General features: G+C 69.2%; 22 protein-coding genes. 9 read left to right on the forward strand and 13 right to left on the reverse strand.

The window, feature by feature from the left end; translation table 11 throughout:
- Positions 1–37 precede the first annotated feature (37 nt).
- Genes tilS through AC3IRM_RS10975 form a run of 3 tightly spaced genes read left to right on the forward strand, consistent with a single transcriptional unit; the run spans position 38 to position 2540 of the window.
- Entirely contained in the window at positions 38–1366 is a 1329-nt protein-coding gene (gene tilS / locus AC3IRM_RS10965; RefSeq protein WP_489203182.1) for a tRNA lysidine(34) synthetase TilS, read from the forward strand.
- A gap of 9 nt (positions 1367–1375) precedes the next feature.
- On the forward strand, positions 1376–1648 hold the full coding sequence (locus AC3IRM_RS10970; protein WP_489203183.1) for an exodeoxyribonuclease VII small subunit: 273 nt from the start codon (positions 1376–1378) through the stop codon (positions 1646–1648).
- Entirely contained in the window at positions 1641–2540 is a 900-nt protein-coding gene (locus AC3IRM_RS10975) for a polyprenyl synthetase family protein (RefSeq protein ID WP_489203184.1), read from the forward strand. Before AC3IRM_RS10970 ends, AC3IRM_RS10975 begins: the two co-directional genes overlap by 8 nt.
- 195 nt (positions 2541–2735) lie before the next feature.
- Here AC3IRM_RS10975 and AC3IRM_RS10980 read toward each other — a convergent pair whose 3' ends face one another.
- The 3 genes from AC3IRM_RS10980 to pmbA form a co-directional block, all read right to left on the reverse strand.
- Entirely contained in the window at positions 2736–3182 is a 447-nt protein-coding gene (locus AC3IRM_RS10980; protein WP_489203185.1) for a DUF4870 domain-containing protein, read from the reverse strand.
- Between the two features lie 151 nt (positions 3183–3333).
- On the reverse strand, positions 3334–3744 hold the full coding sequence (locus AC3IRM_RS10985) for a DUF4870 domain-containing protein (RefSeq protein WP_489203186.1): 411 nt from the start codon (positions 3742–3744) through the stop codon (positions 3334–3336).
- 90 nt (positions 3745–3834) lie between these two features.
- Positions 3835–5217: a metalloprotease PmbA gene (gene pmbA, locus AC3IRM_RS10990; RefSeq protein WP_489203187.1), complete on the reverse strand. Its 1383-nt coding sequence runs from the start codon at positions 5215–5217 to the stop codon at positions 3835–3837.
- 23 nt (positions 5218–5240) lie between these two features.
- Between pmbA and yjgA the strand changes: the two genes are divergently transcribed.
- Positions 5241–5849 (forward strand): ribosome biogenesis factor YjgA, encoded by a 609-nt coding sequence (gene yjgA, locus AC3IRM_RS10995; RefSeq protein ID WP_489203188.1) that lies wholly within the window; start codon positions 5241–5243, stop codon positions 5847–5849.
- Between the two features lie 103 nt (positions 5850–5952).
- Here yjgA and tldD read toward each other — a convergent pair whose 3' ends face one another.
- The 4 genes from tldD to AC3IRM_RS11015 form a co-directional block, all read right to left on the reverse strand.
- On the reverse strand, positions 5953–7416 hold the full coding sequence (gene tldD, locus AC3IRM_RS11000; protein WP_489203189.1) for a metalloprotease TldD: 1464 nt from the start codon (positions 7414–7416) through the stop codon (positions 5953–5955).
- Between the two features lie 78 nt (positions 7417–7494).
- Positions 7495–11376 carry a YhdP family protein gene (locus tag AC3IRM_RS11005; protein ID WP_489203190.1) on the reverse strand — a complete coding sequence of 1294 codons (3882 nt, stop codon included), beginning with the start codon at positions 11374–11376 and terminating at the stop codon, positions 7495–7497.
- A gap of 51 nt (positions 11377–11427) precedes the next feature.
- Positions 11428–12948: a ribonuclease G gene (rng, locus tag AC3IRM_RS11010; protein ID WP_489203191.1), complete on the reverse strand. Its 1521-nt coding sequence runs from the start codon at positions 12946–12948 to the stop codon at positions 11428–11430.
- A 7-nt stretch (positions 12949–12955) separates the two neighbouring features.
- Positions 12956–13564: a Maf family protein gene (locus AC3IRM_RS11015; protein WP_489203192.1), complete on the reverse strand. Its 609-nt coding sequence runs from the start codon at positions 13562–13564 to the stop codon at positions 12956–12958.
- 119 nt (positions 13565–13683) lie between these two features.
- Between AC3IRM_RS11015 and AC3IRM_RS11020 the strand changes: the two genes are divergently transcribed.
- From AC3IRM_RS11020 to AC3IRM_RS11030, 3 genes are all read left to right on the forward strand, one after another.
- Positions 13684–14415 (forward strand): SIMPL domain-containing protein, encoded by a 732-nt coding sequence (locus AC3IRM_RS11020; RefSeq protein ID WP_489203193.1) that lies wholly within the window; start codon positions 13684–13686, stop codon positions 14413–14415.
- A 1-nt stretch (position 14416) separates the two neighbouring features.
- Positions 14417–14590, forward strand: a complete 174-nt coding sequence (locus AC3IRM_RS11025) for a hypothetical protein (RefSeq protein ID WP_489203194.1) — start codon at positions 14417–14419, stop codon at positions 14588–14590.
- A gap of 423 nt (positions 14591–15013) precedes the next feature.
- Entirely contained in the window at positions 15014–15679 is a 666-nt protein-coding gene (locus tag AC3IRM_RS11030; RefSeq protein ID WP_489203195.1) for an energy transducer TonB, read from the forward strand.
- Positions 15680–15990: 311 nt separating this feature from the next.
- Here the strand turns inward: AC3IRM_RS11030 and rlmH are convergent, their stop codons facing one another.
- The 6 genes from rlmH to leuS form a co-directional block, all read right to left on the reverse strand.
- Positions 15991–16461: a 23S rRNA (pseudouridine(1915)-N(3))-methyltransferase RlmH gene (gene rlmH, locus AC3IRM_RS11035; protein ID WP_310234925.1), complete on the reverse strand. Its 471-nt coding sequence runs from the start codon at positions 16459–16461 to the stop codon at positions 15991–15993.
- 39 nt (positions 16462–16500) lie between these two features.
- Complete coding sequence (gene rsfS / locus AC3IRM_RS11040) at positions 16501–16914, reverse strand: ribosome silencing factor (protein ID WP_489203196.1); 414 nt, start codon at positions 16912–16914, stop codon at positions 16501–16503.
- Between the two features lie 28 nt (positions 16915–16942).
- Positions 16943–17605 carry a nicotinate-nucleotide adenylyltransferase gene (gene nadD / locus AC3IRM_RS11045; protein ID WP_489203197.1) on the reverse strand — a complete coding sequence of 221 codons (663 nt, stop codon included), beginning with the start codon at positions 17603–17605 and terminating at the stop codon, positions 16943–16945.
- Between the two features lie 6 nt (positions 17606–17611).
- Positions 17612–18658 (reverse strand): DNA polymerase III subunit delta, encoded by a 1047-nt coding sequence (gene holA, locus AC3IRM_RS11050; RefSeq protein ID WP_489203198.1) that lies wholly within the window; start codon positions 18656–18658, stop codon positions 17612–17614.
- Between the two features lie 31 nt (positions 18659–18689).
- Positions 18690–19220 carry an LPS-assembly lipoprotein LptE gene (locus AC3IRM_RS11055; RefSeq protein WP_489203199.1) on the reverse strand — a complete coding sequence of 177 codons (531 nt, stop codon included), beginning with the start codon at positions 19218–19220 and terminating at the stop codon, positions 18690–18692.
- 66 nt (positions 19221–19286) lie between these two features.
- The gene (gene leuS / locus AC3IRM_RS11060; RefSeq protein WP_489203200.1) at positions 19287–22040 is read right to left on the reverse strand and encodes a leucine--tRNA ligase; all 2754 of its coding nucleotides are present in this window, start codon (positions 22038–22040) and stop codon (positions 19287–19289) included.
- Between leuS and AC3IRM_RS11065 the strand changes: the two genes are divergently transcribed.
- Positions 22031–23845 (forward strand): diguanylate cyclase, encoded by a 1815-nt coding sequence (locus AC3IRM_RS11065; protein ID WP_489203201.1) that lies wholly within the window; start codon positions 22031–22033, stop codon positions 23843–23845. The genes leuS and AC3IRM_RS11065 overlap by 10 nt on opposite strands.
- 65 nt (positions 23846–23910) lie before the next feature.
- A complete protein-coding gene (locus AC3IRM_RS11070; protein ID WP_489203202.1) occupies positions 23911–25230 on the forward strand; it encodes a metal-dependent hydrolase family protein in 1320 nt (439 codons plus the stop codon).
- Positions 25231–25288 lie beyond the last annotated feature (58 nt).

Here is a 25288-nt window from a genome sequence, read left to right on the forward strand (position 1 = left end):
AAACCGCGGCGCCGGCCGGCCTCGCTACCATGGCCGCATGTCGATCGAACTGCCGCTGCCGGACCTGCCGCCCGATGCCCACGGCCGCATCGTCGTCGGCTTCAGCGGCGGACTGGATTCCGGCGCGCTTGTGCACGCACTCGCGCTCACGCCGGCGTTGCGCACGCGCGGGCTGCGCGCCGTGCATGTGCATCACGGTCTCCAGGCCGGCGCAGACGATTGGGCCGCGCACTGCGTGACGGCCTGCGCACGTCTCGAGTTGCCATGCAGCGTGGTTCATGTCGACGTGCCGCGTGACAGCGGCGAAGGTCTCGAAGCCGCGGCACGTGCCGCGCGCCACGCCGCGTTCGCCGCGCAACTGGAGCCGGGCGATGTCCTCGCCCTCGCCCACCACCGGGACGACCAGGCCGAAACCGTGCTGCTGCGTGCACTGCGCGCGTCGGGGTCGGATGGCCTCGCCGCGATGCGTCCATTGCGCCGGTTCGCGAACGGCTGGCTGTGGCGGCCTCTGCTCGCGCTGCCTCGTGCGCAGTTGCAGGCCTATGCGCAGGCGCATGGTCTGCACTGGATCGAGGACCCGAGCAACGCCGCGGACGACGCCGACCGCAATTTCCTGCGCAATCGCGTGATGCCCCTGCTGCGCACGCGTTGGCCGCATGCGGATGCGGCGCTGTCGACGGTCGCCACCTTGCAGGCCGACACCAGCGCCCTGCTCGCTGCCGGCGACGACGATGCGCTGGCGACAGCGAGAACACACGACCCGGCGGTGTTGCGACTCGATGCGCTGCGCGCGCTCCCAGCGGCACGACGCGCACGCGCGCTGCGCCTCTGGATCGACACACTTGGACTGCCTCCGCTGCCGGCGCGCGCCATCGACTGGTGCAACGCCGACCTCGAGACCGGCCGCGCTGATCGCGTGCCCTGCGTCGACTGGGCCCGACACCGCCTGCAGCGCTGGCGCGGGCTGCTGCAGGCCGCGCCGATCCGGATGCCGCTGGATGCCGGCCTCACCGCGCGGTGGGATGGCGGCGCACCGCTGCAGCTGCCCGACGGCGGCCGGCTGTGGCTCAACGGACCGACGGATGATCGCGCGTGGACCGTCCGCGCCCGCCAGGGCGGCGAGCGCATCCGCCTGCCCGGCCGCGCCCACACGCACGCGCTCAAGCACGTGCTGCAGTCGCTCGGCGTGCCGCCCTGGGTCCGCGCCCATCTTCCGGTTCTGTTCGATACCGACGGCCAGGTGCTGGCCGCGGGCGATCTCGCCTTCGACGCCGGCTTCGATACCTGGCTGCGCGAGGGCGGCCGCCACCTGCACTGGTCGCCGCCCGGCGCCATGCACACGGTGCCGCGCGCGCCGATCGCTTAAAATCCGCAGATGCCGAAAAAACCCGCAGCTACCGAAACCAGTCCCGTCGCCGACTTCGAGAACGCCCTGACCCAGCTCGAAACGCTGGTCGAGCGCATGGAAGGCGGCGAGCTGAGTCTCGAAGAATCGCTGGGCGCCTACGAGCGCGGTGTCGGCCTGTACCGGCGCTGCCAGCAGGCGCTCGAAGACGCCGAGCTGCGCGTGAAGCTGCTCAGCGATCCCGCAGCGCCCGAACGCGCGCAGCCCTTCGGCGACGCCGCGGTCGACGATTCCGATGCCTGATTCGGCGAGCGACACCGCCGCGCTGATCGAGGCCTGGCGTGCACGGACCGACGCCACGCTGCAGCAGGCACTCGACACCGTCACCGACAGCGAGCCGCGTCTGCATGCGGCGATGAGGCATGCGGTCCTGCTGGGTGGCAAGCGCATGCGTCCGCTGCTGGTCCACGCAACGGCGCACGCATTCGGTGCGCCGTCTGCCGCCGCCGATGCCGCGGCCGCTGCGGTCGAGCTTGTGCACGCCTACTCTCTGGTCCACGACGACCTGCCGGCGATGGACGACGACGCCCTGCGTCGTGGGCAGCCGACCGTGCATGTCGCCTTCGACGAAGCGACCGCGATCCTCGCAGGCGATGCGCTGCAGACGCTCGCGTTCTCGTTGCTCGCCGAGGCGCCGCTGGCCGCCGAAGTGCGCCTTGGGATGGTCGCGACGCTCGCGCGTGCGTCCGGTGCGAACGGCATGTGTGGCGGCCAGGCGCTTGATCTGGCGGCAACCGGTGACGGTGGCTCGATCGGCGTGGCCGCACTCGAACGCCTGCATGCGATGAAGACCGGCGCGCTGCTACGCGCGGCCGTTGCACTCGGTGCGCTCGCGGCCGGCGTCGATGCAGGCACGCGCGCGCGTCTGGATGATTTCGCCGGTGCGCTGGGCCTGGCGTTCCAGATCCGCGACGATCTGCTCGACATCGAAGGCGACAGCGCGACGCTCGGCAAGACCGCCGGCAAGGACGTCGCCCAGGACAAGGCGACGTTCCCCGCGCTCATCGGTGCCGATGCCTCGCGCGCGCGTCTCGATGCACTCGCGACGCGCATGGATGAGGCGCTCGCTCCGTTCGGCGAGGCCGTCGTCCCGCTGGCCGCACTTGGCCGCCGCGCGATCGAACGCGATCACTGAAGCGACGCGTTTGCCGCACCGCAGGATGGGTCGCGCGCAGCCACATCCATCGTTGCTTTCCTGACGCTCGCTGCGGCGATCAGCGGCGTCAGGTCACGCGCGCTCGCGTTCCAGCCTCGCCAAACTGTCTGGCATCAGGACGATGGGGTTCGCTGCGCTCGACCCATCCTACGAAGCACGTCGCGAGTCGCGACCTCAGCGGCCGAAGAACCGGATCGTCAGCGGGTGTGCATAGTGTTCGCCGTTCAAGGCGCGCACTGCGGCAACGATGCTGCTGACCAGCCACAGCAATGCGAGTCCGCAGGCCGCGGCGACCAGCAACAGGCCGGCCGGCAGCGTCACGATCGCGCCGATGCCCAGCGTCAGCACGGTCGCGCCGAGCAGGGCGATGCCCGTCACGACGATCGCGCAGGCGTAGAGGCACATGCTCAGATGGAAGTTCAGTGCCTCGCGCGCATGGTCGGCCACGAAGGCGTCGTCGTCGCGCTTGGCCAGATAGACCACACCAGCCACGAGCGCGCCGGCCACACCCGACACCCAGCTCGTCAGCAGGGCGAGCACCAGCGCGCCGATGTGCATCGCCGCCGCCCAGTTGCGGCTGTCGCTGGCGGGCAGGGTCTGCGGGAAGGATGCGGTCTGCATGGGACACCTCCGGTCGGGGATCGTGGCTTCAGCCTGCCCGCGCGTCGCGTCCGGCGCCAGACGCGGAGGTCACCCGGACTTCCGGCACCCCCGAACGCGACAGGCCCCGACGCGGACGCCGGGGCCTGTGCGGTACGGCAACGCCGATTGCTTACTTGATCAGACGCAGCGCGAAGGGGTAGCGGTAAGCCACGCCTTCGTTCGCCTTCATGCCGCCGATGATGGTCAGCACCAGCCAGGCGATGCCGATCAGGACACCGAGCGGCACGGTCAGCAGCGCACCGATGCCGAAGGTCACCAGCGTGATCAGGAACAGCACCACGCCAACCAGCAGCAGGGTGATATTGAAGTTCAGCGCCTCGCGCGCCTGGTCGGCAGCGAAGGGCATGGTGTCCTTCTTGATCAGCCAGATCACCAGCGGACCGACGATGTTGCCGATGCCACCTGTGAACAGGCCGGTCAGCGCGGACAGATGACCGAACAGGCCCCACTGGCGCTCTTCCGAAGACGCGACGCCGGCGGGGGGAGGCGATGCAGTGGTGTACTTGTCGAACTCGCTCATGCGGGACGCCTCGGGTTGGGTGAAAGGATCAGGCCATGGCCTTGCGGCGCACTGTTCAGGGATGCGGCACCACCGTCAAGTGCGGAAACGTCAGTCGCCGCCGGCAACGGTCATGCGCCCGAGCAGGATCGAGCCGGTGCGCACGTGCGAACGCGGGTCGATGTCGCTGCCCACGGCCTCGATGGTGGCGAACATCTGTTTCAGACTGCCGGCGATGGTGATGCCATCGACCGCGTGGCGGATCTCGCCGCCTTCGACCCAGAAGCCCGAAGCGCCGCGCGAGTAATCGCCGGTCACCGCATTGACGCCCTGCCCCATCAGGCCAGTGACCAGCAGGCCGCGATCCATGCCGCGCAGCAGATCGTCGAGGCCGCCGGCGTTGGCGGGAATCTCGAGGTTGTGCACGCCGCCGGCATTGCCGGTGGTCTGCAGGCCGAGCTTGCGCGCCGAATAGCTCCCGAGCACATAGCGTTGCAGTACGCCCGCCTCGATCAACGGGGACTCGCGCGTGGCCACGCCTTCGGCGTCATAGGCCGAAGACTGGAAACCGCGCTCGAGGAACGGGCGCTCATGGATGCCGAACCACTCGGGGAACAGCTGCGTGCCGACGCTGTCGAGCAGAAAGCTCGCGCGGCGGTACAGCGCGCCGCCGGACACCGCGCCCAGCAGGTGTCCGATCAGCGAACGCGCGACCTCCGCCTGGAACAGCACCGGATAGCTGCCGGTCGCGAGCGGCCGCGGGTCCAGTCGCGCGAGGGTGCGCTCGGCGGCGCGGCGACCGATCGAGGCCGGCGCTTCGAGATCGGACTGCGCCAGCGCCACGCTGTACCAGCCCTCGCGCTGCATGTGTTCGCCTTCGCCCGCGATCAGCGCGCAGCCGATGCTGTGGTGACTGCCGCGCTCGGCGCCGACGAAGCCGTGGCTGTTGGCGTAGACGCTCAGGCCCTTCGAGGTGCTGACCGAGGCGCCATCGGAATTGGCGATGCGCGAATCGGCATCGCGGCCGGCCGCCTCGCAGGCCAGCGCAAGATCCACCGCGGCGTCCGCGTCCAGCATCCAGGGGTGCCAGGCGTCGTATTCGGGAAAGCGACCGTCCGGGCCAGGGCGCGCCATCAGGTCGGCATCGGCGAGGCCCGAAGCCGCGTCGTCTTCGGTGAAGCGCGCGATCGCGCAGGCCTGATCGACCGTCGCGGCGAGGCTGTCCTCGCGCAGATCGGCAGTGCTGGCGGTGCCCTTGCGCTTGCCGAAGTAGATGGTCACGCCGATGCCGCGATCACGCGTGGACTCGACGGTTTCGACCTCGCCCATGCGCACATTGACGCTCAGACCCGCGTCTTCCGAGCAGGACACCTCGGCCTGGGTGGCGCCGGCGGCGCGGCAGCGGTCGAGCAGGCGCTGGGACAGCGCGGCCAGTGCGTCGAGACGGACGGCCGAATCGTCGGCCGGATGAACGTCGATCAAGGCGTGGGACATGGGCAATGACTTATCCTGTTGCAATGAGAGGCATAGACGAAGAATCGGGCGAGTACCTGGGCCCCAGCCGCAAGCAGAACCGGCGCGAAGCGCTGGAAGTGCTGTCGCTGGCCGACGACCTGGCCGCACTGTCCGAAAACCAGCTGGGCAAACTGCCCATTCCCGAAGGCCTGCTGACGCACATCGCCGATGCGCGGCGCATCACGTCGCACATCGCGCGCAAGCGACAGCTGGCGTTCCTCGCCAAACAGATGCGCCGCGAGAGCGACGAGACGCTGGAAGCGATCCGCGACGCGATGGATGCCGGCGGCACCGCCGCACGCGTCGAGACCGCCCAGTTGCACCGCGCCGAAGCCTGGCGCACGCGCCTGCTCGACGATGGCGACGTGGCACTGGCCGAACTGCTCGATGCGTACCCGGAGGCCGATCGCCAGCGCCTGCGCCAGCTGGTGCGCAATGCACTGGCCGAGCGCGCGAAGAACAAGCCGCCGGCCGCCTTCCGCGAACTGTTCCGCGAACTGCGCGGCGTGTTCGCGGCAGCATCGCTGGCGGCGGGCGAAGACGCTGCGGCTGAAGAAGAGCGCAAAGCGGACGAGGCTGACGAACCCGGCAACGGCGACGACGCGCGCTGAGTGCCATCCGCCGTCATTCCCGCGCACGCGGGGATGACAGATCTGACGGCGGGCAGCCTCAATCCGTTCCGACTCCCGTTACCCGAATCCCGCACGCCGGCTCTCAAGCCTGCGTGCCGCCGACGGTCAGCTGGTCGATCAGCAGATGCGGCTGGCCCACGCCGACCGGCACGCTCTGCCCGTCCTTGCCGCAGACCCCGACGCCTTCGTCCAGCGCCATGTCGTGGCCGATCATGCGCACGCGCTGCATCGTCTCCGGACCGTTGCCGATCAGCGTCGCGCCCTTGACCGGCGCGGTGATCCTGCCGTCTTCGATCAGATAGGCCTCGGTCGCCGAGAACACGTACTTGCCGTTGGTGATGTCGACCTGGCCACCGCCGAAATTCACCGCGTACAGCCCTTTCTTGACCGATCGGATCATGTCCTGCGGATCGTCCTGCCCGGCCAGCATGTAGGTGTTGGTCATCCGCGGCATCACCAGATGCGCGAAGGATTCGCGGCGGCCGTTGCCCGTCGCCGCGACGCCCATCAGGCGCGCATTGAGCGTGTCCTGCATGTAGCCGGTCAGCACGCCATCCTCGATCAGCGTCGTGCAGTGGGTGGGCGTGCCCTCGTCGTCGATGTTGAGCGAACCGCGGCGGCCGGCGAGCGTGCCGTCGTCGACGATGGTCACGCCTTTCGACGCGACGCGCTGGCCGATGCGGCCCGCATAAGTGCTGGTGCCCTTGCGCGCGAAATCGCCTTCGAGGCCGTGGCCGACCGCTTCGTGCAGCAGCACGCCCGGCCAGCCGGCGCCGAGCACGACCGGCATGGTGCCGGCCGGCGCGTCGATCGCTTCGAGATTCACCAGTGCCTGGCGCAGCGCCTCGCGCGCGAAGCGCTCCGGCTTGCCGTCGCCGAGGAGTTCTTCGTACGAGTAGCGCCCGCCGTAGCCCGAGTAGCCGGATTCGCGGCGGCCGTTGTGTTCCACCAGCACCTGGATGTTGAGCCGCACCAGCGGCCGCACGTCGCCGGCGAGCACGCCATCGCTGCGTGCGACCAGCACCGTGTCGACACCGCCTGACAGGCTGACCATCACCTGCTGCACGCGCGGATCGGCGGCACGCAGCAGGCGATCGACGCGGCGCAGCGCTTCGACCTTCGCCTCGCTGCCGAGCGCATCGATCGGGTCCTGCGCCGGATACAGGTCGTGGGCACGGGTGCGCGCCAGTGCGAGCGGCGCATGTGCGCGGCCATCGCGGGCGATCGCACGCGCCGACTGCGCCGCGCCCAGCAGCGCGACCGCATCGATGTCGTCGGAGTACGCGAAGCCGGTTTTCTCGCCGCTGATCGCACGTACGCCGACGCCCTGCTCGATCGCATGCGAACCGCTCTTGACGATGCCGTCCTCGACCGCCCAGCTCTCGCGACGCGAGTGCTGGAAATACAGGTCACCGAAATCGATGCCGGGACCGAGCAAGGCGGAGAACGCGCGGTCGAGGCCGGAGGTATCGAGACCGGCGGGCAGCAGCAGGCGGGATTCGGCCAGCGCGAGCGCGCCGCCGGAAGAAACGGGAGATTCGGACATCCGACAAGTGTGGGGGCAAAGCCGCCGATGGCAAGCCGGAACTGAACGCGCAGACACGCGTTTTGGCGGGAAAACGCTTCAGTCTGCCGATTGCGAGCCCGTCGAAGGGGCCGTCGCCGGTTGCGCGGCGTCGCGCCGCTCGACCACGTCCACCTTGGGGTCCTGCCAGGGACCGCTGACGTGATAGTTGCGTGCGCCCATCTCCGCCAGGGGCTTGCGCAGCACTGCATTCGCGACCGCGCCCACCGCGGCGCCGACCGGCCCCAACGTGAGTGCACCGACCGCTGGCAGCAGGTTGCCGGTCTTGGGCAGCACCTCGATGTCCTGATCGTGCGTGCGCGCAGCGAGATCGGCGCTGCCGCGGATGCGGATCTCCGCCGCCGGCCCGTCGATGACGAGATTGTCGCCACGCGCGGTGCCATTGCCGAACCGGATGTCACCGGCGATGCGGTTGAAGCCGAATCCCTTGCTGAAGAAATCCCGGAAATCGAGCATCAGGCGGCGCGGTAGCTCGGCGACGCTCAGCAGGCCCAGCACGCGGCCCGCGCCCGGCTCCACTTCGACCAGTTGCCCGTCGCGCAGCGCGATCTTCATCGCACCTTCGAGCTGCGCGACCTGGAACGCGTTCGGCGCGCCCGGCCAGGCCGCATCGAACTCCACGCGCCCCTGACCACCGACGATGCTGCCGGCGAAGCCGAGCCCCGAGGCAAGCCGGCCGAAGTTCTCGCTATCCACCTGGGCCTGGAACGCGGTGCGCGCCGCCGCGCCGCGTCCGGTCCAGCGACCGGTCACATCGATGCGGTGGTCCGGTGCACGGACCTCCAGACGTTCGACCGCCAGGCCGCCTGGAATGCGACGCGAGGCGGCGTCGACGCGGCCCAGCAGCACGGCGCCGTAGCGCAGATCGTCGATCGCGAGCTGGATTGGCGGCACCGATGCGGGATCGAGCGCGTCGTCGACCGGCGTCGATGCCGGCACCCGCGTGATCACGGGCGCAGTCGGCGCGGCGACCGCCACGGCGTCCGGCTTCGGCGCGGGCGCCGGCCAGTGCAGACGTTGCAGCGCGATCGCAACCGGCGCGCCGTCGGCATCGGGAATCCGCACGTCGCCAACCAGCGCAGCGCCGTCGAGCCGCAGGTCGGTGCCGGCATCGCGACGCGCGGCAGTGATGCGGGTCTGGCCGAGACGGCCACCGGCCAGCCGCAGGTCGGCCGTGGTCACGTCGACCTGCTGCAGCGCCAGACCGTCGCCATTGCCGCCCGCGCCCATCAGACCGATCCAGTCGAGCACGTCGACCACCGGCGTGCGCCCGAAAACGACGATGCCAGCCGCCGGCGCCGCGTTGTCAACGCGCGCCTGGCCCATGTCCACACGGATACCGGCACGCGCGCCGCTGGTGCGCGCACGCACCGCGAGCCGATTACCGAAGCCGACCAGCACATCGCCGGTGCCGAACGGCAGCGGTGCTTCGATGGTCGTGCGCAGCGCGCGCGCGGCCGGTTTGTCGAGCGGCGCCGGCAGTCGCAGCGTCGTGCCGACGAGATCGGACCGCAGCAGCAGACGCGCGGCAGGTGCGCCGGCGACCGGCGCATTCGGCACGGCGACCTGCACCTGCCACGGCGCGCGGCCGCGCACGTGCGGACGCAGCCACGCGAGATCCGGCGCGCGTGCCAGCAGCGCGTTGGCATCGAGCGGCATGTCGAGTTCGCCCTCGAAGGCATTGGCCCGCAGGCGCACATGGCCGGGGCCTGCGCGCAGCGCGAGCGACCCGGCCTGCCCATCCTGGTGCGCATCGAGCGCGTCGGCGTGGAATCCCGACTGGTCGAACGCCACCTGGCCGCGCATGTGGTCGAACGCGAGATCGAACCGCGATTCGCGCATCGCCACGCCTTCCAGCTTCACTTCGCCGTCGAGCCGCATCGGCGCGCCATGGCCTGCGGCGACCGACACCTCGACCTGCGCCGGGCCCGAGACCTCCAACGCATCCAGCGTCTCGGCGTGCGCGTCCTGGAAGGGACTCTGCCGCAGCAGCGCAAGCAACTGTTTCGTATCGGCCTGCGCCGCCGCAGACACTTCCACCGGCGTCTGTCCGTAGTTGCGGATACCGGCGACGACGTCGTGCAGCGGCACGCCGGCCAGTTCACCTGTCGACGGCTCGAGTCGGAACCCGTCGTTGATGAAACGCACATGGCCGCCGAGCCTGGTCACCGCCGGCCACTCGCTCTGGAAGCGGATGGTCGCGTCGGCGATATCGCCTTCGGCGAAGAACACGCCGCGTCGATCCTTGCCTCCCTCGCCGCCGAAGGGCCAGTCGTCGAGATCGCCGGCGACGATGCCGCGGCCATTGCGCACGGTGCCGGCGACCAGCGCCATATCCAGCCATTCGCGCGCGGCGACCGGCATCGTGTGATGGACCCAGAACTTCTTCGCGACCGGAATCTGCGCCGCGTCGACATCGGCCGCCAGATCCAGTCGCGGCCGCGTGCCGTCGCCGTCGAACGACAGACCGCCACGCGCATCGACGGCGTAACCGTCGCCTTCCACACGCAGGCCCGGCGTCTGGATGCGCCACGCGCCACCATCGCGCCAGCCGGCGATCTCGCCGTCGAGCCGCAGCGGGTGCGGCACACCGAAACCGGACGGCCAATCGAACACCAGGCGCGCATCGGGATCTGGGCGGAACACCACCCCCTGCCCGTCGCCGATCACGGTGCCGCCGAGGCCCTGCAGGCCCGGACGATCCGCCACCGGTGAGAATCCGAAATCCTCGATCCTCGCCGACACCCGCACCGACCCGCCGGCGCGTGCGGCGAAGTCGACATCGGACAGCACCGCGTGCGGCGCGGCCGCCTGCAGCCAGGTGCGTAATGAGGGCGTCACGCCATCGCCGAGCGCGGCCAGCGCGATCAGTGGCGCCACCTCGACACGATCCGCGTGCATCGCCCAGTGCTGCCCGCCGGCGAGCACGAGACCGTCGAGCACCTGCTCGCGGCCCTGTTGCGTCACGCGCAACGTCGGCGCGTCGAGCCGCCAGTCGCCATCTGCATGCGTCCAGTGCAGACGCGCGGTCGCACCGTCGAACACGACCGTCGGCGCATCGCCTGCAGCCTGCGCCACGTCGCCGGCGCGTTGCAGCGACAGGGTATCGAGCGTCACGTCGCCGGTGATCGCCTCGACCTTGCGCGCGCGCAGGTCGAGCCATGCCGTGACGCGACCATGCCCTTCGCGGATCGCCACGCCACTGGGCGCGAGCAATGGCGACCACAGCAGCAGATCGTTGCGCGGCATCGCGATATAAGCGCGGCCATCGCCCTGTGCGCGCAGCAGTTCGAGGCGCAGATCCAGCGGCGCGGCACCGGTATCGACCCAGGCGCGCGCCGCAGCGCGGACACGACGCCGGTCGACCTGCATGCGCAGATCCACGCGCGGCAAGGTGTGTGCGATCGACAGCGACGGCGCATTGATCGTCAGCCGTGCATCGACGACCTGCAGCTCGCCCAGGCCCTGCAGCGCATCGAGTGGATCTTCTTCGGCATGCGCCGCGCCCGGCAGGCCGCGCACCTGCCAGCTGCCGTCGTCATTGCGCTGCAGCGTCAGCTCGATGCCGTGCAGCCGCAGTTCGGTCAGCGAGCGCCCGGGCAGCAGGCCCGAATACTGCGCGACCTGGATTTCGGCCGTGCCGATCGGCACCGCGGCGTCGGGATCCCCGATGCGCAGGCCGGTGACGCGCAGCAGCGGACCACGACGCGTCCACGACGCATCGAGCGTGTCGAACGCCACCGGACGCCCGGCGCGCTCGCCGAGCCACGAGGCGACCGTCTGCGGATTGCGTTCGAGCCAGGGCAGCGCGAGCTGCGCCGCCACGACCGCCACCAGCGCCATCGTGACCAGCACCGCGGCGACGAGGTACCACGCGCTGCGCCGCACGCGGTGCAGGCGCGTCGCCCAGGTTGCGGTCATGCGCGTGCCCACCCGGCATGGGCCGGGTGCGCGAGCCGCACGTGTTGGCGGTCAGAGCAGCACAACGTCGAACTGGTCCTGCAGGTACTGGTCGTCGGACTGGAAACGGATCGCCTTGCCGAGGAACTCCTCCAGCTCGACGACTGCCGCCGACTCCTCGTCGGTGATCGTAGACACGACCTTCGGGGACGCGATCACCAGCAGGCGCTCGGCCTCGAACTGGCGCACCGCGCGCACGATCTCGCGGAAGATCTCGTAGGTCACGGTTTCGATCGTCTTGACGATGCCCCGGCCGTTGCAGGCCGTGCAGGCCTCGCCCAGCTGACGCTCCAGACTCTCGACGGTGCGCTTTCGGGTCATCTCGACCAGACCCAGCGGGGAGAAGTCGTAGACCGTGGTCTTGGCGTGGTCCTTGGCCAGCGATTTCTCCAGCGTGCGCAGCACCTGTCGCTTGTGCTCGGCGTCCACCATGTCGATGAAGTCGATGATGATGATCCCGCCCAGGTTGCGCAGGCGCAGCTGGCGCGCAACTGCCTGCGCGGCCTCGAGGTTGGTGCGGTACACCGTCTCCTCGAGATTGCGCTGGCCGAGAAACGAACCGGTATTGACGTCCACCGTGGTCATCGCCTCGGTCTGGTCGATGACCAGATAGCCGCCGGACTTCAGCGGCACGTCCTTCTTCAGCGCCCGCTGGATCTCGTCCTCGACGCCATACAGATCGAAGATCGGTCGCGCGCCGGTGTAGCACTCGATACGGTCGACCAGGCGCGCCTGTTCGGCCGGACCCGGCGCCGGGAGGTACTGGGCGGCGAAGATGCAGAGCTTCTCGTAGGTATCGCGGGAATCGACTTTGACCTTGTCGACATCACGGCGCATCAGGTCGCGCACCGCGCGCATCGGCAGCGTCAGATCCTCGTAGACGCAGGCCCCCACGCGCGAATCGCCGGTGGTGTGCCCGATCAGTGCCCAGGCGCGCTGCAGGTAGGCGATGTCCTCGGCCAGGGCCTCGGCGCTCTGCCCTTCCGCGTTGGTGCGCACGATGTAGCCGTGGCCACCGGTCGCCGCGGCCAGTTCGGACACCAGCGTCTTCAGCCGTGTGCGCTCGACGTCGTCCTCGATGCGCGCCGACACGCCCACCACGCGCGACTGCGGCAGCAGCACGAGATAACGCGAGGGAATGCTGATCTGGGTGGTCAGGCGCGCACCCTTGGTCCCGATCGGGTCCTTGACCACCTGCACCACGATGTCCTGCCCGTCGCGCAGCAGCTCGGTGACCGGCAGCGTCGGCGCGCCCGACGGGAACAGGCTGTCTCCGCCGCCCTCGCCATCGTTGCCGGTCTGCGGCGGCCGCATCACGTCATTGGCGTGCAGGAACGCCGCGCGCTCCAGGCCGATGTCGACGAAGGCCGCCTGCATGCCCGGCATGACCCGCTGCACCTTGCCCTTGTAGATGTTGCCCACCACGCCGCGCCGCCAGCCGCGTTCGATGTGCAGCTCCTGCAGCATGCCGTTCTCGACCACTGCCACGCGGGTTTCGCGCGGCGTCACGTTGATCAGGATTTCTTCGGACATCTGCGGGTCACGCCTTGTGGTCGTGGGTGGCGAAGGGCTGCGGCTGCAGTCCGAACGATCGCAGCAGCGCTGCGGTCTGCTGCAGCGGCAACCCGATCACACCCGAATGGCTGCCGGTCATGCGCGTGACGAACAGCTCCGCGCCGCCCTGGATCGCGTATGCACCGGCCTTGCCATGCGGCTCGCCGCTGGCGACGTACGCCGCGATCGTGTCCGAATCGAGTACGTCGAAGGTGACCTCGGTGACAACCACCGCGTCGATCTGCCGGCCGACGGCGGCCAGTACCACGGCCGAGATCACCTGGTGTGTACGGCCCGACAGCGCCTGCAGCATGCGGGTGGCATCGGCATCGTCGCGCGGTTTGCCGAACACGACGCCGTCAAGCACGACTTCGGTGTCGGCGCCGAGCACGACCGCATCATCGGGTTCGCCGGATTCCGCGAGCGCCCGCAGCCCGGCACGCGCCTTGTCGGCGGCAACGCGCAGCACGTACTCGGCAGCAGATTCGCCGGGATCCTGGACCTCGGGTACGTCGACATCGACCCGCCCGAAGGGCAGTCCGAGACGGGCCAGGAGATCGCGACGGCGGGGAGATTGCGAAGCCAGATGCAGCATCGGGAAAGGATACCGTGCGGGCGCTGCCCGACCGTCCGCTGAACCCGGTTGACCCCGGTCCGGCTCACGGGCCGTTCACCGGTGCGTGCCGACCCTTGTTCATCTCACTGGAGCTTCAAATGCACCTGATCCCCCGCCCTCTGCTGCTCGCCTGCGGCCTCGCCCTCGGAACCTTCTCAATGACCGCAAGTGCACAGCCCGCCACGCACCAGGCCGCGCCCAGTGACGGGACATTACTGTCGATTTCAGCGCAGGCCGAAGCCAGCCGCGCACCCGATATCGCGACGCTGTCGACCGGCGTCGTGACCCAGGCCGCCGATGCCAATGCCGCGATGCGCGCCAACGCCGAGCAGATGTCCACGCTGATGGGCGCGATCAAGGCGGCCGGCATCGCCGAGCGCGACGTGCAGACTTCGGGCATCAACCTCAGCCCGCAATACCGCTACGCCGAGAACCAGCCGCCGGTGATCACCGGCTACCAGGCCAGCAATACGGTCAACCTCAAGGTCCGCGACATCGGCAAGCTGGGCCAGGTGCTCGACGCCCTGGTGGCGAGTGGCGCCAACCAGATCAATGGCCCGACGTTCGAGATCGAAGACGCGGAAGGCGTGCAGGACCTGGCGCGCGGCGAGGCGCTGAAGAAGGCGCAGCAGCGCGCCGAGGTCTACGCGGCCTCGCTGGGCATGCGCGTGCGCCGCATCGTCAGCATCAGCGAGGGCGGTGGTTTCCAGCCGCCGCGTCCGATGATGGCGATGCGCGCGGTGCAACAGGACAGCATGGCCACCTCGGTTTCACCTGGCGAAACCACGCTGTCCGCCAATCTCGACGTTGTTTTCGAACTGGGACGCTGACATGAGCCAGAACAGGACCACCCCCGAACCGCCGACGAAGCCCGGCCAGAACCCCGGTTACCCGGAGAAGAACCCGACCGACAAGGGCGATGCCCAGCAGCCGGCCGATACCGGTGAGCACAATCCCGACGAGGGCGGCCTCGACCGCGAGCCGGAGAACATGCCGGAGGATTGATCCATCGCGATCGAATGCGTCGACAGGGCCCGCCATGTGCGGGCCCTGTCATATGCGGATTGTGCTGGAGGATTGATTGCCTGGCCTTCGAATCGCCATGCGTTACCGACCGATGGGTTCCGCTGCTCTACCCACCCTGCGGATGGGCCGGACGCGCGATCCGTGCGTTCTCGGGATGGATCGAGGGCAGCCAAGCCCCTCACCTTTGTTCAACACTCAAACGCACCGCCAATCCCGCGCACGCATCCGTTCGTCGGCACAGGCTTGTCGACCTGCCGCATTCGGCGCAGGTTCGAACCGAACGATGCGACGGCGCGGCTGGCCTTCGACCCCATGGCCACCGCTGCCACGTTGACGCTTCCACGGGCCATCCGGCCCGCACACAGGAGGTGGTGCATGGTGCTGCAGCCCATTGGTCCCCGCATGCGCGGACCCGTCCACGAACGGTCGCGTCCCGATGCCGTGCGCATCGTCGGACTCAGCGGCACCCTCGCCCTCAACGCCATGCTGTTCATGGTCCTGCTGGTGCCGGCCAGTCGCGACGCACTCGAATACGCCCTGCCGGAGCGCAAGCAGGAGTTCAACTGGATCACCCCCCTCGCGCCGAAGCCCGAACTGCCACCCGAACGGGTCGAGGTGGTGCAACCGCGCAGCACGCCGTCACCGGTCGTGCCGAGACAGACGATGCCGCGGATCGCACCGGTCGAGGCCGCGGTCGTCGTCGATGCCGGCACCCTGCCCGCCTTGCCGACGATCGCAGGCCCGCCAGCGGATGTTGCGCCTGCGGTGCGCGATACCACGCCGATGTCCGGCATCGCCCTGCAGTACGCGAATGCGCCGGCGCCCGACTATCCGCGCGGCGCGCTGATGGCCGGGGCGGAGGGCGTGGTGCTGCTGGAGATCCACGTCGGTCGCGATGGCCGCCCCATGGACGTGCGCCTCCACCGCAGCAGCGGCAACCGCGAACTCGATCGCGCCGCGATGCGTCACGTGCAGCGGCACTGGACGTTCCAGCCGGCGATGCGCGATGGCGCGCCAGTGGAGGCGATCGGGCTGGTGCCGATCGCGTTCAATCTGTCGCAGGGATAAGACGTGCCTGCGCCCAGCCCGATTCGCATCGTGTTCCAGCGAGCGGGCACCGAACACCTCTCCCCCGGGGGAGAGGTCCACGCGCTTCGCCTCGGGTGAGGGCTGGGTCGCAGGGATGCCCGACGGGCAGCTTCTTCCAAAGGAGCAGAAACCAAACAGGGCACTGCCCGTCATTGCGGCGGCTTTCGACTGTCGCGTGTCTGGTCGAGCCGGAATGACGCGTTTACATCTCGCGGAGGGCACCGCACGCACGCCGCATCCAGACACAGCCCCTCCGATCAATCAGATCGAAGCGTGGCAGCTCACCAGCCCTAGGCCCGGTGATACGGATGATTCGCCAGCATCGCCGCCGCGCGATACACCTGCTCGGCCAGCACCAGACGCACCAACATGTGCGGCAGCGTCAACGGGCCCAGCGACCAGCGCTCGTCGGCGCGTGCGAGGGCCTCCGGCGCGTGGCCTTCCGGTCCGCCGATCAGGAACGCGAGATCCCGCCCCTGCATGCGCCAGTGCTCGAGGCGCTGCGCCAGGTCTTCGGAAGAATGCAGCCGGCCACGACCATCCAGTGCGATCACCAGCGCATCGCGCGGAATCGCGGCCAGTACGCGCGCGCCTTCGTCGGACATTGCGCGCACGGTGTCTCGACCCTTGCCGCGCAGACCGGGCTCGACTTCGATCAGATCCAGCGGCAGCCAGTGCGACAGCCGCTTGCGGTACTCGGCGAAACCCTCGGCCACCCACGCGGGGGCGCGCTCGCCGACGGCGATCAGTTTCGCTTTCATGTCGTCTGTCGTCCCGACGAAGGTGCCGGGACGCCGCGATCAGGCATCGCGACGCGGGCCGCGCTCGTCGTCCGGCGGCTGGTCGCCGACGGTCCACAGACGCTCGAGTGCATAGAACTCGCGTACACGCGGCAGCATCACGTGGACGACGACGTCGCCCAGATCGACCAGCACCCACTCGGCCTCGCGCTCGCCTTCGACGCCCAGCGGCTGGCAGCCGAGCTTCTTGGCGTGCTTGACGACTTCGTCGGCGATCGACTTGACGTGCCGGCTGGACGTGCCCGACGCGATGACCATGAAATCGCAGACGCTGCTGCGACCGCGCACATCGATGTCGATGACGTCGACGGCCTTGATTTCTGCGACGGCCGCGCGGGCCACTTCCAGCAGCGCGTCCGGGGACGGCGGCGGCTCGGGCAGGCGGGTCTTGATGACGTGTGCGGGATTGGACAAGGGTCTGGCTCTGAAAGTGCGGCGGAAATTATAGCGGAGCGCGGGCCGCCACCCCGTACAACCCCTTCTCGTGGATGAATGCGGCCACGCGTGGCGGCAGGCATTCCGCGGTGGAAGCGCCTGCGGCGAGAAGCGCGCGCACCGCCGTTGCCGAGACATGCGACAGCGGCTGATGTAGCCGCAGCACCCGCCCCGCAGGCTGCGACTGCAGGTCCGCCGGCAACCGGGTCCAGCGGCCCTGCAGTGCCTCGGCGAGTTCGGTTGGCAGTGCTGCGTCGAGCGCACTGCCCGGTCGCTCGGCGACGACCAGATGCGCGAGCGCCAACAGATCCCGCCAGCGATGCCAGCCTGGCAGGCCCAGCACACTGTCTGCGCCCACCAACCAGGCAAGCGGCTTCGCGGGGCCGAGTTCGCCGCGCAGCTCGGCCAGCGTGTCGACGGTGTAGCTGCGACCCTCGCGTTCGAGCTCACGGCGGTCGAGCACGAGACCCGGCACGCCCGCGATTGCAAGCGCAACCATCGCCGCGCGCGTCGCGCCGTCGGCGCCGGGCGGCGCGCGATGCGGCGGATCTCCGGCCGGCATCAGGTGCACGGTGCAGTCCAGCGCGTCACGCGCGGCACAGGCGATCGCCAGATGCCCGTTGTGGATCGGATCGAAGGTGCCGCCGTAGACGAGGTGCAGCGCCGTCATGGGCGGTCAGGCGGCCAGCAGGGCGCCCGCGCGCGCGTCGGCGACGGCGACCAGCAGGCGCTCCAGCGCAAGCCAGCCGTCGACGGGATCCACGCCCCAGCGACCCCGACCCTTCGCGATACGGTCGACGCGCCCGGCTTCAGCGACGAAGCGTACCCAGCGCGCTTCGGGATGCCGCTGCAGCGCCCGCCGGTAGCCCGCCTGGCGTGCGTCCCAGATGCGCTGCGCCTTGAATTCGTTGGCCATATTGCCGCCACGGGCCTGCACCTGCGCCAGCTGCGCGGCCCGCGCGAGTTCCATGACCACCATGCCCATCAGCGCCGGAATCGCCGCGCCCTCGGCACGCAGACCGGCGAGCATGCGCACCACCTGGGCGGGCTGGCCGTTGAGCGTCGCGTCGAGCAGGCGGAAGACGTCGAAGCGCGCGGCATCGGCGACCAGCGCCTGCATGCGCGGCCCGTCGAGCGTGCTGCCATCGGCCAGCAGCGCGAGCTTGTCGACTTCCTGCGCGGCGGCCAGCAGATTGCCGTCGACGCGCTCGGACAGCTGCTGCACGGCGGCGCGGTCGGCCAGCACGTTGCGACTGCGCAGGCGCGCCTCGATCCAGCCCTCCAGTTCGTGCGGTTTGACCTGCCAGGCGACGACCAGATGCCCGATGCCGGTGATCGCCTCGCTCCACTTGCCGCCGTGCTGCCGGCTCCACTCGCCGCCGGTGACCAGCAAGGTGACGTCCGGCGGCGGATCGGCGCAGAAGCCACTGATGACCGCGGCGCCATCCTTGCCGGGCTTGGTGGTCGGCAGGCGGATTTCGACCAGACGTCGCGATGCGAACAGGCTCGGCGCCCGGAACGTGGCTTCGACCGCGTTCCAGTCGATGTCGCGGCCTTCGGGTTCGAACACCTCGCGCTCCGTGACGCCCTGCTCGCGCGCGGCGGCGCGCACGGCATCGGCGGCTTCGAGCACGCGCAACGGCTCGGGACCGGCGATCAGATACGCGGGGCGCAGCGGCTCGCGGGCGAGCTGCGCGGGCAGGCGTTCGGGCGTCAGTTCCACGACAAGGGCGCGCCGGTGACGAGCGCCCGCATCACTCGGCTGAGCGGAGCTGCGGGTTGCGGAACACGGCGTCGATGCGACGGATGATCGACGCGGTCATCTCGCGCTCGAGCTCACGCGACAGCAGTTCGCGTTCCGAATCGGCACCGATCGAGTCTGCAGGCGGCGCGAGATAGTCGCGGGCGAGTTCGATCGCCTGCTGCGGGATGACGTCACGGCCGTCGGCATCGCGCATCGAGAACACCACCGCATAGCGCAATGTGTATTCCTGCGCGCGGCCCTGGGCGTCGAGGCTCGCCGGCAACGCAGCCCAACGCTCGGACTGGATGTTGAGCGTTGCGACACCCGTCGCGTCGGGATCGGCGATCTCGGCACCGGCAGCGGCCAGCGCGCGCTCGACCGAGCGTGCCAGGCGGCTGTAGGGGTCGCTGGACACGATGTCGACCGGGCCGAGATTCGGCGGCAGCGTCAGCGCATTGCGCAGGTGGAAGCCGCAGGCGGACAGCGTCAGCACGAGGGTGACGAGGGCCAGGGGCAGGAAAACCGGTCGGAGGATGCGCATGGGCGGAGTCTGGACGAGGGGGACAGGGCCGGCAAGCGCCGCGCTCGGCGCGCGGCGATACAAGGTTCAGCCGGCGACGATGTTGACGATCTTGCCCGGCACGACGATGACCTTGCGCACCGTCAGGTCGCTGAGGAACTTCGCGACATTCGGGTCGGCGAGCGCCATCGCTTCGATCGCATCCTTCGGCAGGTCGACCGCGACCTCGATGGTGCCGCGCAGCTTACCGTTGACCTGGATCGCCAGCGTCACCGCGTCGCGCTGCAGCGCGGCCGGGTCGGCCTGCGGGAAGCTCTGGTCCTCGAGCAGCGTTTCGGCATGGCCCAGCACCTGCCACAGCGTGTGCGCGATGTGCGGGGTGATCGGGTTGAGCAGCAGCACGATGGTCTCGAACGTCTCCTGGCGCAGCGCGCGCGCATTCGCATCCATCTCGTCGAACTTGCCGACATGGTTCAGCAGCTCCATCACCGCGGCGATCGCGGTGTTGAAGCTGTGGCGGCGACCGTAGTCGTCGCCGACCTTCTGGATCGCCTCGTGCAGCTGGCGACGCAGGGTCTTCTGCGCGGGCGTGGCCGCACCGACGTCGAACGCGCCGGCCTCACCGCCCTGCACATGCTTCTGCACCTGGTTCCACAACCGGCGCAGGAAGCGCGACATGCCTTCGACGCCGGCCTCGTTCCACTCCAGCGACTGTTCGGGCGGGGCGGCGAACATCGAGAACAGGCGCACCGTGTCGGCGCCGTACTTACCGATCATCGACTGCGGGTCGACGCCGTTGTTCTTCGACTTGGACATCTTCTCGGTGCCGCCGATCTGCACCGGCTGGCCGTCTAGCTTCGAGGTCGCGCCGGTGATCCGGCCCTTGTCGTCGCGGACGATCTCGACGTCGGCCGGGTTGATCCAGTCCTTGCCGCCGTTGTCGAGTTCCCGATAGAACGTGTCGGCGATGACCATGCCTTGGGTCAGCAGGTTGATCACCGGCTCGTCGCTGCGCACCAGGCCTTCGTCGCGCATCAGGCGGTGGTAGAAGCGGAAATACAGCAGGTGCAGGATCGCGTGCTCGATGCCACCGATGTACTGGTCGACCGGCGTCCAGTAGTCGGCCCGTTCGTCGACCATGTCGGCCGCGCCCGGCGAGGTGTAGCGCGCGGTGTACCAGCTCGACTCCATGAAGGTGTCGAAGGTGTCGGTCTCGCGCTCGGCCGCGCCGCCACAGGTCGGGCACGTGGTCCTGCGCCACTCGGGATTGGACTTGATCGGCGACTGCACGACACCCGGGTTCGCGAACGCGTCCTCGACGTCTTCGGGCAGCAGCACGGGCAGCTGGTCCTCGGGCACCGGCACCGCGCCGCAGCCGTCGCAATAGATCACCGGGATCGGGCATCCCCAGTAGCGCTGGCGGCTGACGCCCCAGTCGCGCAGGCGGAAGTTGACCTTGCGGTTGCCGCGCCCTTCCCCTTCGAATCGGGCGGCCAAGGCGTCGAGCGCCTGCTGGAAATCCAACCCGTCGAATTCGCCGGAATTCACCAGCCAGCCGCGGTCGGTGTAGGCACCTTCTTCGGCGATGCGACGCTCGAAGGACTCGACGACCTGCACCGCCGCGCCGGTGTCGTAGACATCCAGCGACGCGCCGCCGCCAAGCGCGGACTGCATCGGATCGCTGTGCGTGATGCGGTCGCGGCCGATTTCCTGTAGCGCGTCGCGGACCTCGTCGGGCACCACCACCATCTTGATCGGCAGGCCGTAGGCCTTGGCGAATTCCCAGTCGCGCTGGTCGTGGCCGGGCACGGCCATGACCGCGCCGGTGCCGTAACCCATCAGCACGAAGTTGGCGACCCAGACCGGGATCTCCTCGCCGGTGACCGGGTGGATCGCACGCAGGCCGGTGTCCATGCCGCGCTTGACCTGGGTTTCCAGCTCCGCCTCGGACACGCCGCCCTGGCGCAGGTCGGCGATGAATTCCGCCAGATCCGCATCGCGCTCGGCGGCGCGCATCGCCAGCGGATGCTCGGCGGCGACCGACACGAACGTCACGCCCATCAGCGTGTCGGGGCGCGTGGTGTAGACGGCGAGCGTCTCGTCGCTGCCGGCCACGTCGAACGCGAACTCCAGGCCTTCGCTGCGACCGATCCAGTTGCGCTGCATGGTCTTGACCGAGTCAGGCCAGCCGCCCAGCGTGTCCAGGCCATCGAGCAGTTCCTGCGCGTAGGCGGTGATCTTGAGGAACCACTGCGGGATCTCGCGCTTCTCCACGACCGCGCCGGAGCGCCAGCCGCGGCCGTCGATGACCTGTTCATTGGCGAGCACGGTCTGGTCGACCGGATCCCAGTTGACGACCGAGTTGCGGCGGTAGGCCAGGCCCTTCTTCATCAGGCGCACGAACATGCGCTGCTCGTGGACGTAGTAGTCCGGCGCGCAGGTCGCGAACTCGCGGCTCCAGTCGATCGCATAGCCCAGCGACTGCAGCTGGCTGCGCATGTGGTCGATGTTGGCGTAGGTCCACTTGGCCGGCGCGGTCGCGTTCTTGATCGCGGCGTTCTCGGCCGGCAGGCCGAACGCGTCCCACCCCATCGGCTGCAGCACGTTCTTGCCGGTCATGCGCTGGTAGCGGCTGATGACGTCGCTGAGCGTGTAGTTGCGCACGTGGCCCATGTGCAGCGCGCCGGACGGGTACGGCAGCATCGACAGGCAGTAGTACTTCGGCTTGTCGGCCCGCTCGGTGACCTCGAACGCGCGGGTCGAGGTCCAGAACCGCTGGGCGTCGGATTCCACCGGCGTGGGCTGATAGGCGTTGGGATCGACGACGACAGGTGTGGACACGGCAATCCGCGGGTTCTGGGGGCAACGGGTTAGACTATCCCAGCACGACGCGCTTCGCCACGCTCGTCGACGCGTATTTCCGTCCATCAGGGTTCCCGCAAGACATGCCGATGCCGCGTCGCCGTGTATTCCGAATCCTGATCGTGCTGCTCGCTGCGGCCCTGATCGCGGCTTCCGCGGCCGCGTCGATCCGACAGCTGCGTACGCTCGATTCCGCAAGCCACTGGCTGACCCACAGTTACCAGGTTATCAATCTGCTCGAGATGACCGAAGGTGCGTTGTACGCCGCAGAGGCCAGTGCGCGTGGGTATCGCATCGCCAGCCGTCCGGCTTTCCGCGACCGTTACTACGTCGCGATCCTCAGCGCCCGCGAGAACGGCCGGCAACTCGTCGCGCTGACGGCGGACAACCCCCAGCAGCAGCAGCGTGCACGCGCGCACGAGGCGGCGGTGCTGGAACAGATCGAGGCGATCCAGATCCTGCTCGATCCGCCGTCCGTCGATGCACTGGATGCCGCAGCGCTCAATCTGCGGATCGACGCCAGCCTCGCCCGTGTGGATCGCATTCGTGCGCTCGGCCAGGAGATCGCCGATACCGAAACCGGGCTGCTGCGCGAGCGCCGGGCCCAGCTCGAGCGGGAGACCCGCTATCTGGCCTACGCGGTCGCCTCCGCCCTCGCCACCGCGCTCGCGCTGATGGCGTTCTTCTCCTGGAGCCTGCTGCGCGAGAACCGCAGAACGCGCGCTCTGGAACGCCAGGCCCGTACCAGCGCGCAGGGTATGGCGGTGACCATGGCCTCGATCGACCGCCTGTCCGGGCAGCGCCATCACATGAGCCGCTACGTCGGCCTGCTGCAAAGTTGCGACACCGTTCCTGAAATCATGCACGTCTCGATCTCGGTGCTGCAGACCCTCCTGCCCGGCGTGAGCGGACACTGCTACCTGTTGCGCGCGTCGCAGAACTTCTATGCGAGCACCGCGGTGTTCGGCAATGCCGTCGTCAGCTCCACCGACAGCCTGGCGGCCCAGCAGTGCTGGGCCCTGCGTCGCGGCCAGCCCTATCACCTGCCCGCCGGCGACTCGGGACTTCGCTGCGGCCACATCGATGCCGAAGCGGGACTGGATCACGTGTCCACCCTGTGCGTGCCCCTGATCGCGCACGGCAGCACCATCGGCCTGCTGCATGTCAGCGGCCCGCCGCGCGGCGAGGACGACAACGATCTGGAGCTGGTGAATCAGATCGCCGAGCAGTTGAGCCTGGCGATCGCCAACCAGCAACTGCGCGACACACTGCGGATCCAGTCGCTGCGCGATCCACTGACGAGTCTGTTCAACCGCCGCTACCTCGAAGAGAGCTTCGCGCGGGAGCTGCAGCGGTGCGAGCGCAGGGGTCTCCCTCTGTCGGTGCTGATGCTCGACGTGGACCATTTCAAGCGCTTCAACGACACCCATGGCCACGCCGCGGGCGACGCCCTGCTTGCGCTGGTGGGACGCCTGATCCAGAGCGGTGTCCGTGTCGACGACATCGCGTGCCGCTACGGCGGCGAGGAGTTCATCGTGGTGATGCCGGAACTCGACGCACAGGCCGCCTGCACACGTGCCGAAGACATCCGCCGCGCCGTTGGCACGGCCACCGTGCAGCATGCCGGTCGTGTCCTGGGGCCGGTTTCGATATCGATCGGCGTGGCCACGCTCCCCGAAGACGGCGCCACGCCTGAACTGCTGCAGCAGATGGCCGATGCCACGCTCTATCGCGCCAAGGCCGAGGGGCGGGATCGGGTGCTGCACGCGTCCTACGCGGACTGAGCGGGCAGCGCACGGCGGGCGGGCGTGCTTCAATGCGCCGGTCATCCACTCCAGGGCCGGCCCACATGCGACTTCGACGTTCCCGCCTAACGGCTGCATGTCTCGCGCTGCTCGCCGTGCCTGCCGCATTGCCCGCAGCGAACACCGCCCTGCAATGCGAGCGGCTGTTCGATGCCCGGGCCGGGCAGGTTCTCGGCGCGCACACGATTGTCGTCGCGGACGGCCGTATCGAACGCGTGGTCGGCGGACAGGTGGCGCCCGCAGGCTACACGGTGATCCCGCTCGCGGGTCGCACCTGCATGCCGGGCTGGACCGATCTGCACGTGCACCTGGGTTCGCAGTCGAGCCCGGCGAGCTACTCGGAAGGCTTCCGTCTGGATCCTGTGGACTACGCGTTCCGCGCGGTTGGCTACGCCGAGAAGACGCTATCGGCCGGCTTCACCACCGTGCGCGATCTCGGCGGCGAAGTGAGTCCGCACCTGCGCGACGCGATCAACCAGGGCCTGGTGCCGGGACCGCGCATCTTCGCCGCCGGCAAGTCGATCGCGACGACCGGCGGGCACGCCGATCCGAGCAACGGCTACAACTCGATGCTCTCGCATCTGCTCGGTCCGCCCGGCCCGACAGAAGGCGTCATCAACTCGGTCGACGACGCGCGCCAGGCCGTTCGCCAGCGCTACAAGGAAGGCAGCGACGTCATCAAGATCACCGCGACCGGCGGCGTGCTGAGCTATGCGCGCAGCGGCGATGCGCCGCAGTTCACCGTCGACGAGGTGCAGGCGATCGTCGACACCGCCAAGGACTACGGCTATCGCGTCGCCGCGCACGCGCACGGCACCGAAGGCATGAAGCGTGCAGTGCTGGCCGGGGTGACCAGCATCGAGCACGGCACGCACATGGACGACGAAGTCATGCGGCTGATGAAGCAGCGGGGCACCTGGTATGTGCCGACGATCTATGCCGGCCGCTTCGTCGCCGACAAGGCGAAGGAGCCGGGCTACTTCCCGGAAGTCGTGCGCCCGAAGGCGGCGACGATCGGTGCGCAGATCCAGGACACCGCCGCGCGTGCGTATCGCGCCGGCGTGCCGATCGCGTTCGGCACCGACCAGGGCGTGGGCCCGCACGGCGACAACGCGCGCGAATTCCTCTACATGGTCGAAGCCGGCATTCCGGCGGCGTACGCGTTGCAGTCGGCGACGCTGCATGCAGCGACCGTGCTCGGTGTCGACGACCAGGGCGTCATCGAGTCCGGCAAGCGTGCCGACATCATCGCGATGCCGGGCGATCCGGTCGCCGACATCAATGCGGTGATGGGTGTCGATTTCGTCATGGCGGCCGGTCGCGTGCATCGCAGCCCGGACGCGGATGGCACCGCGGACGATTAAACCACGCAAAAGCGCTCCCTGTAGGAGCGCGCTTGCGCGCGATGGGCGCTGCCTATGG

The organism is Luteimonas sp. KH_071 (genome assembly GCF_057838005.1).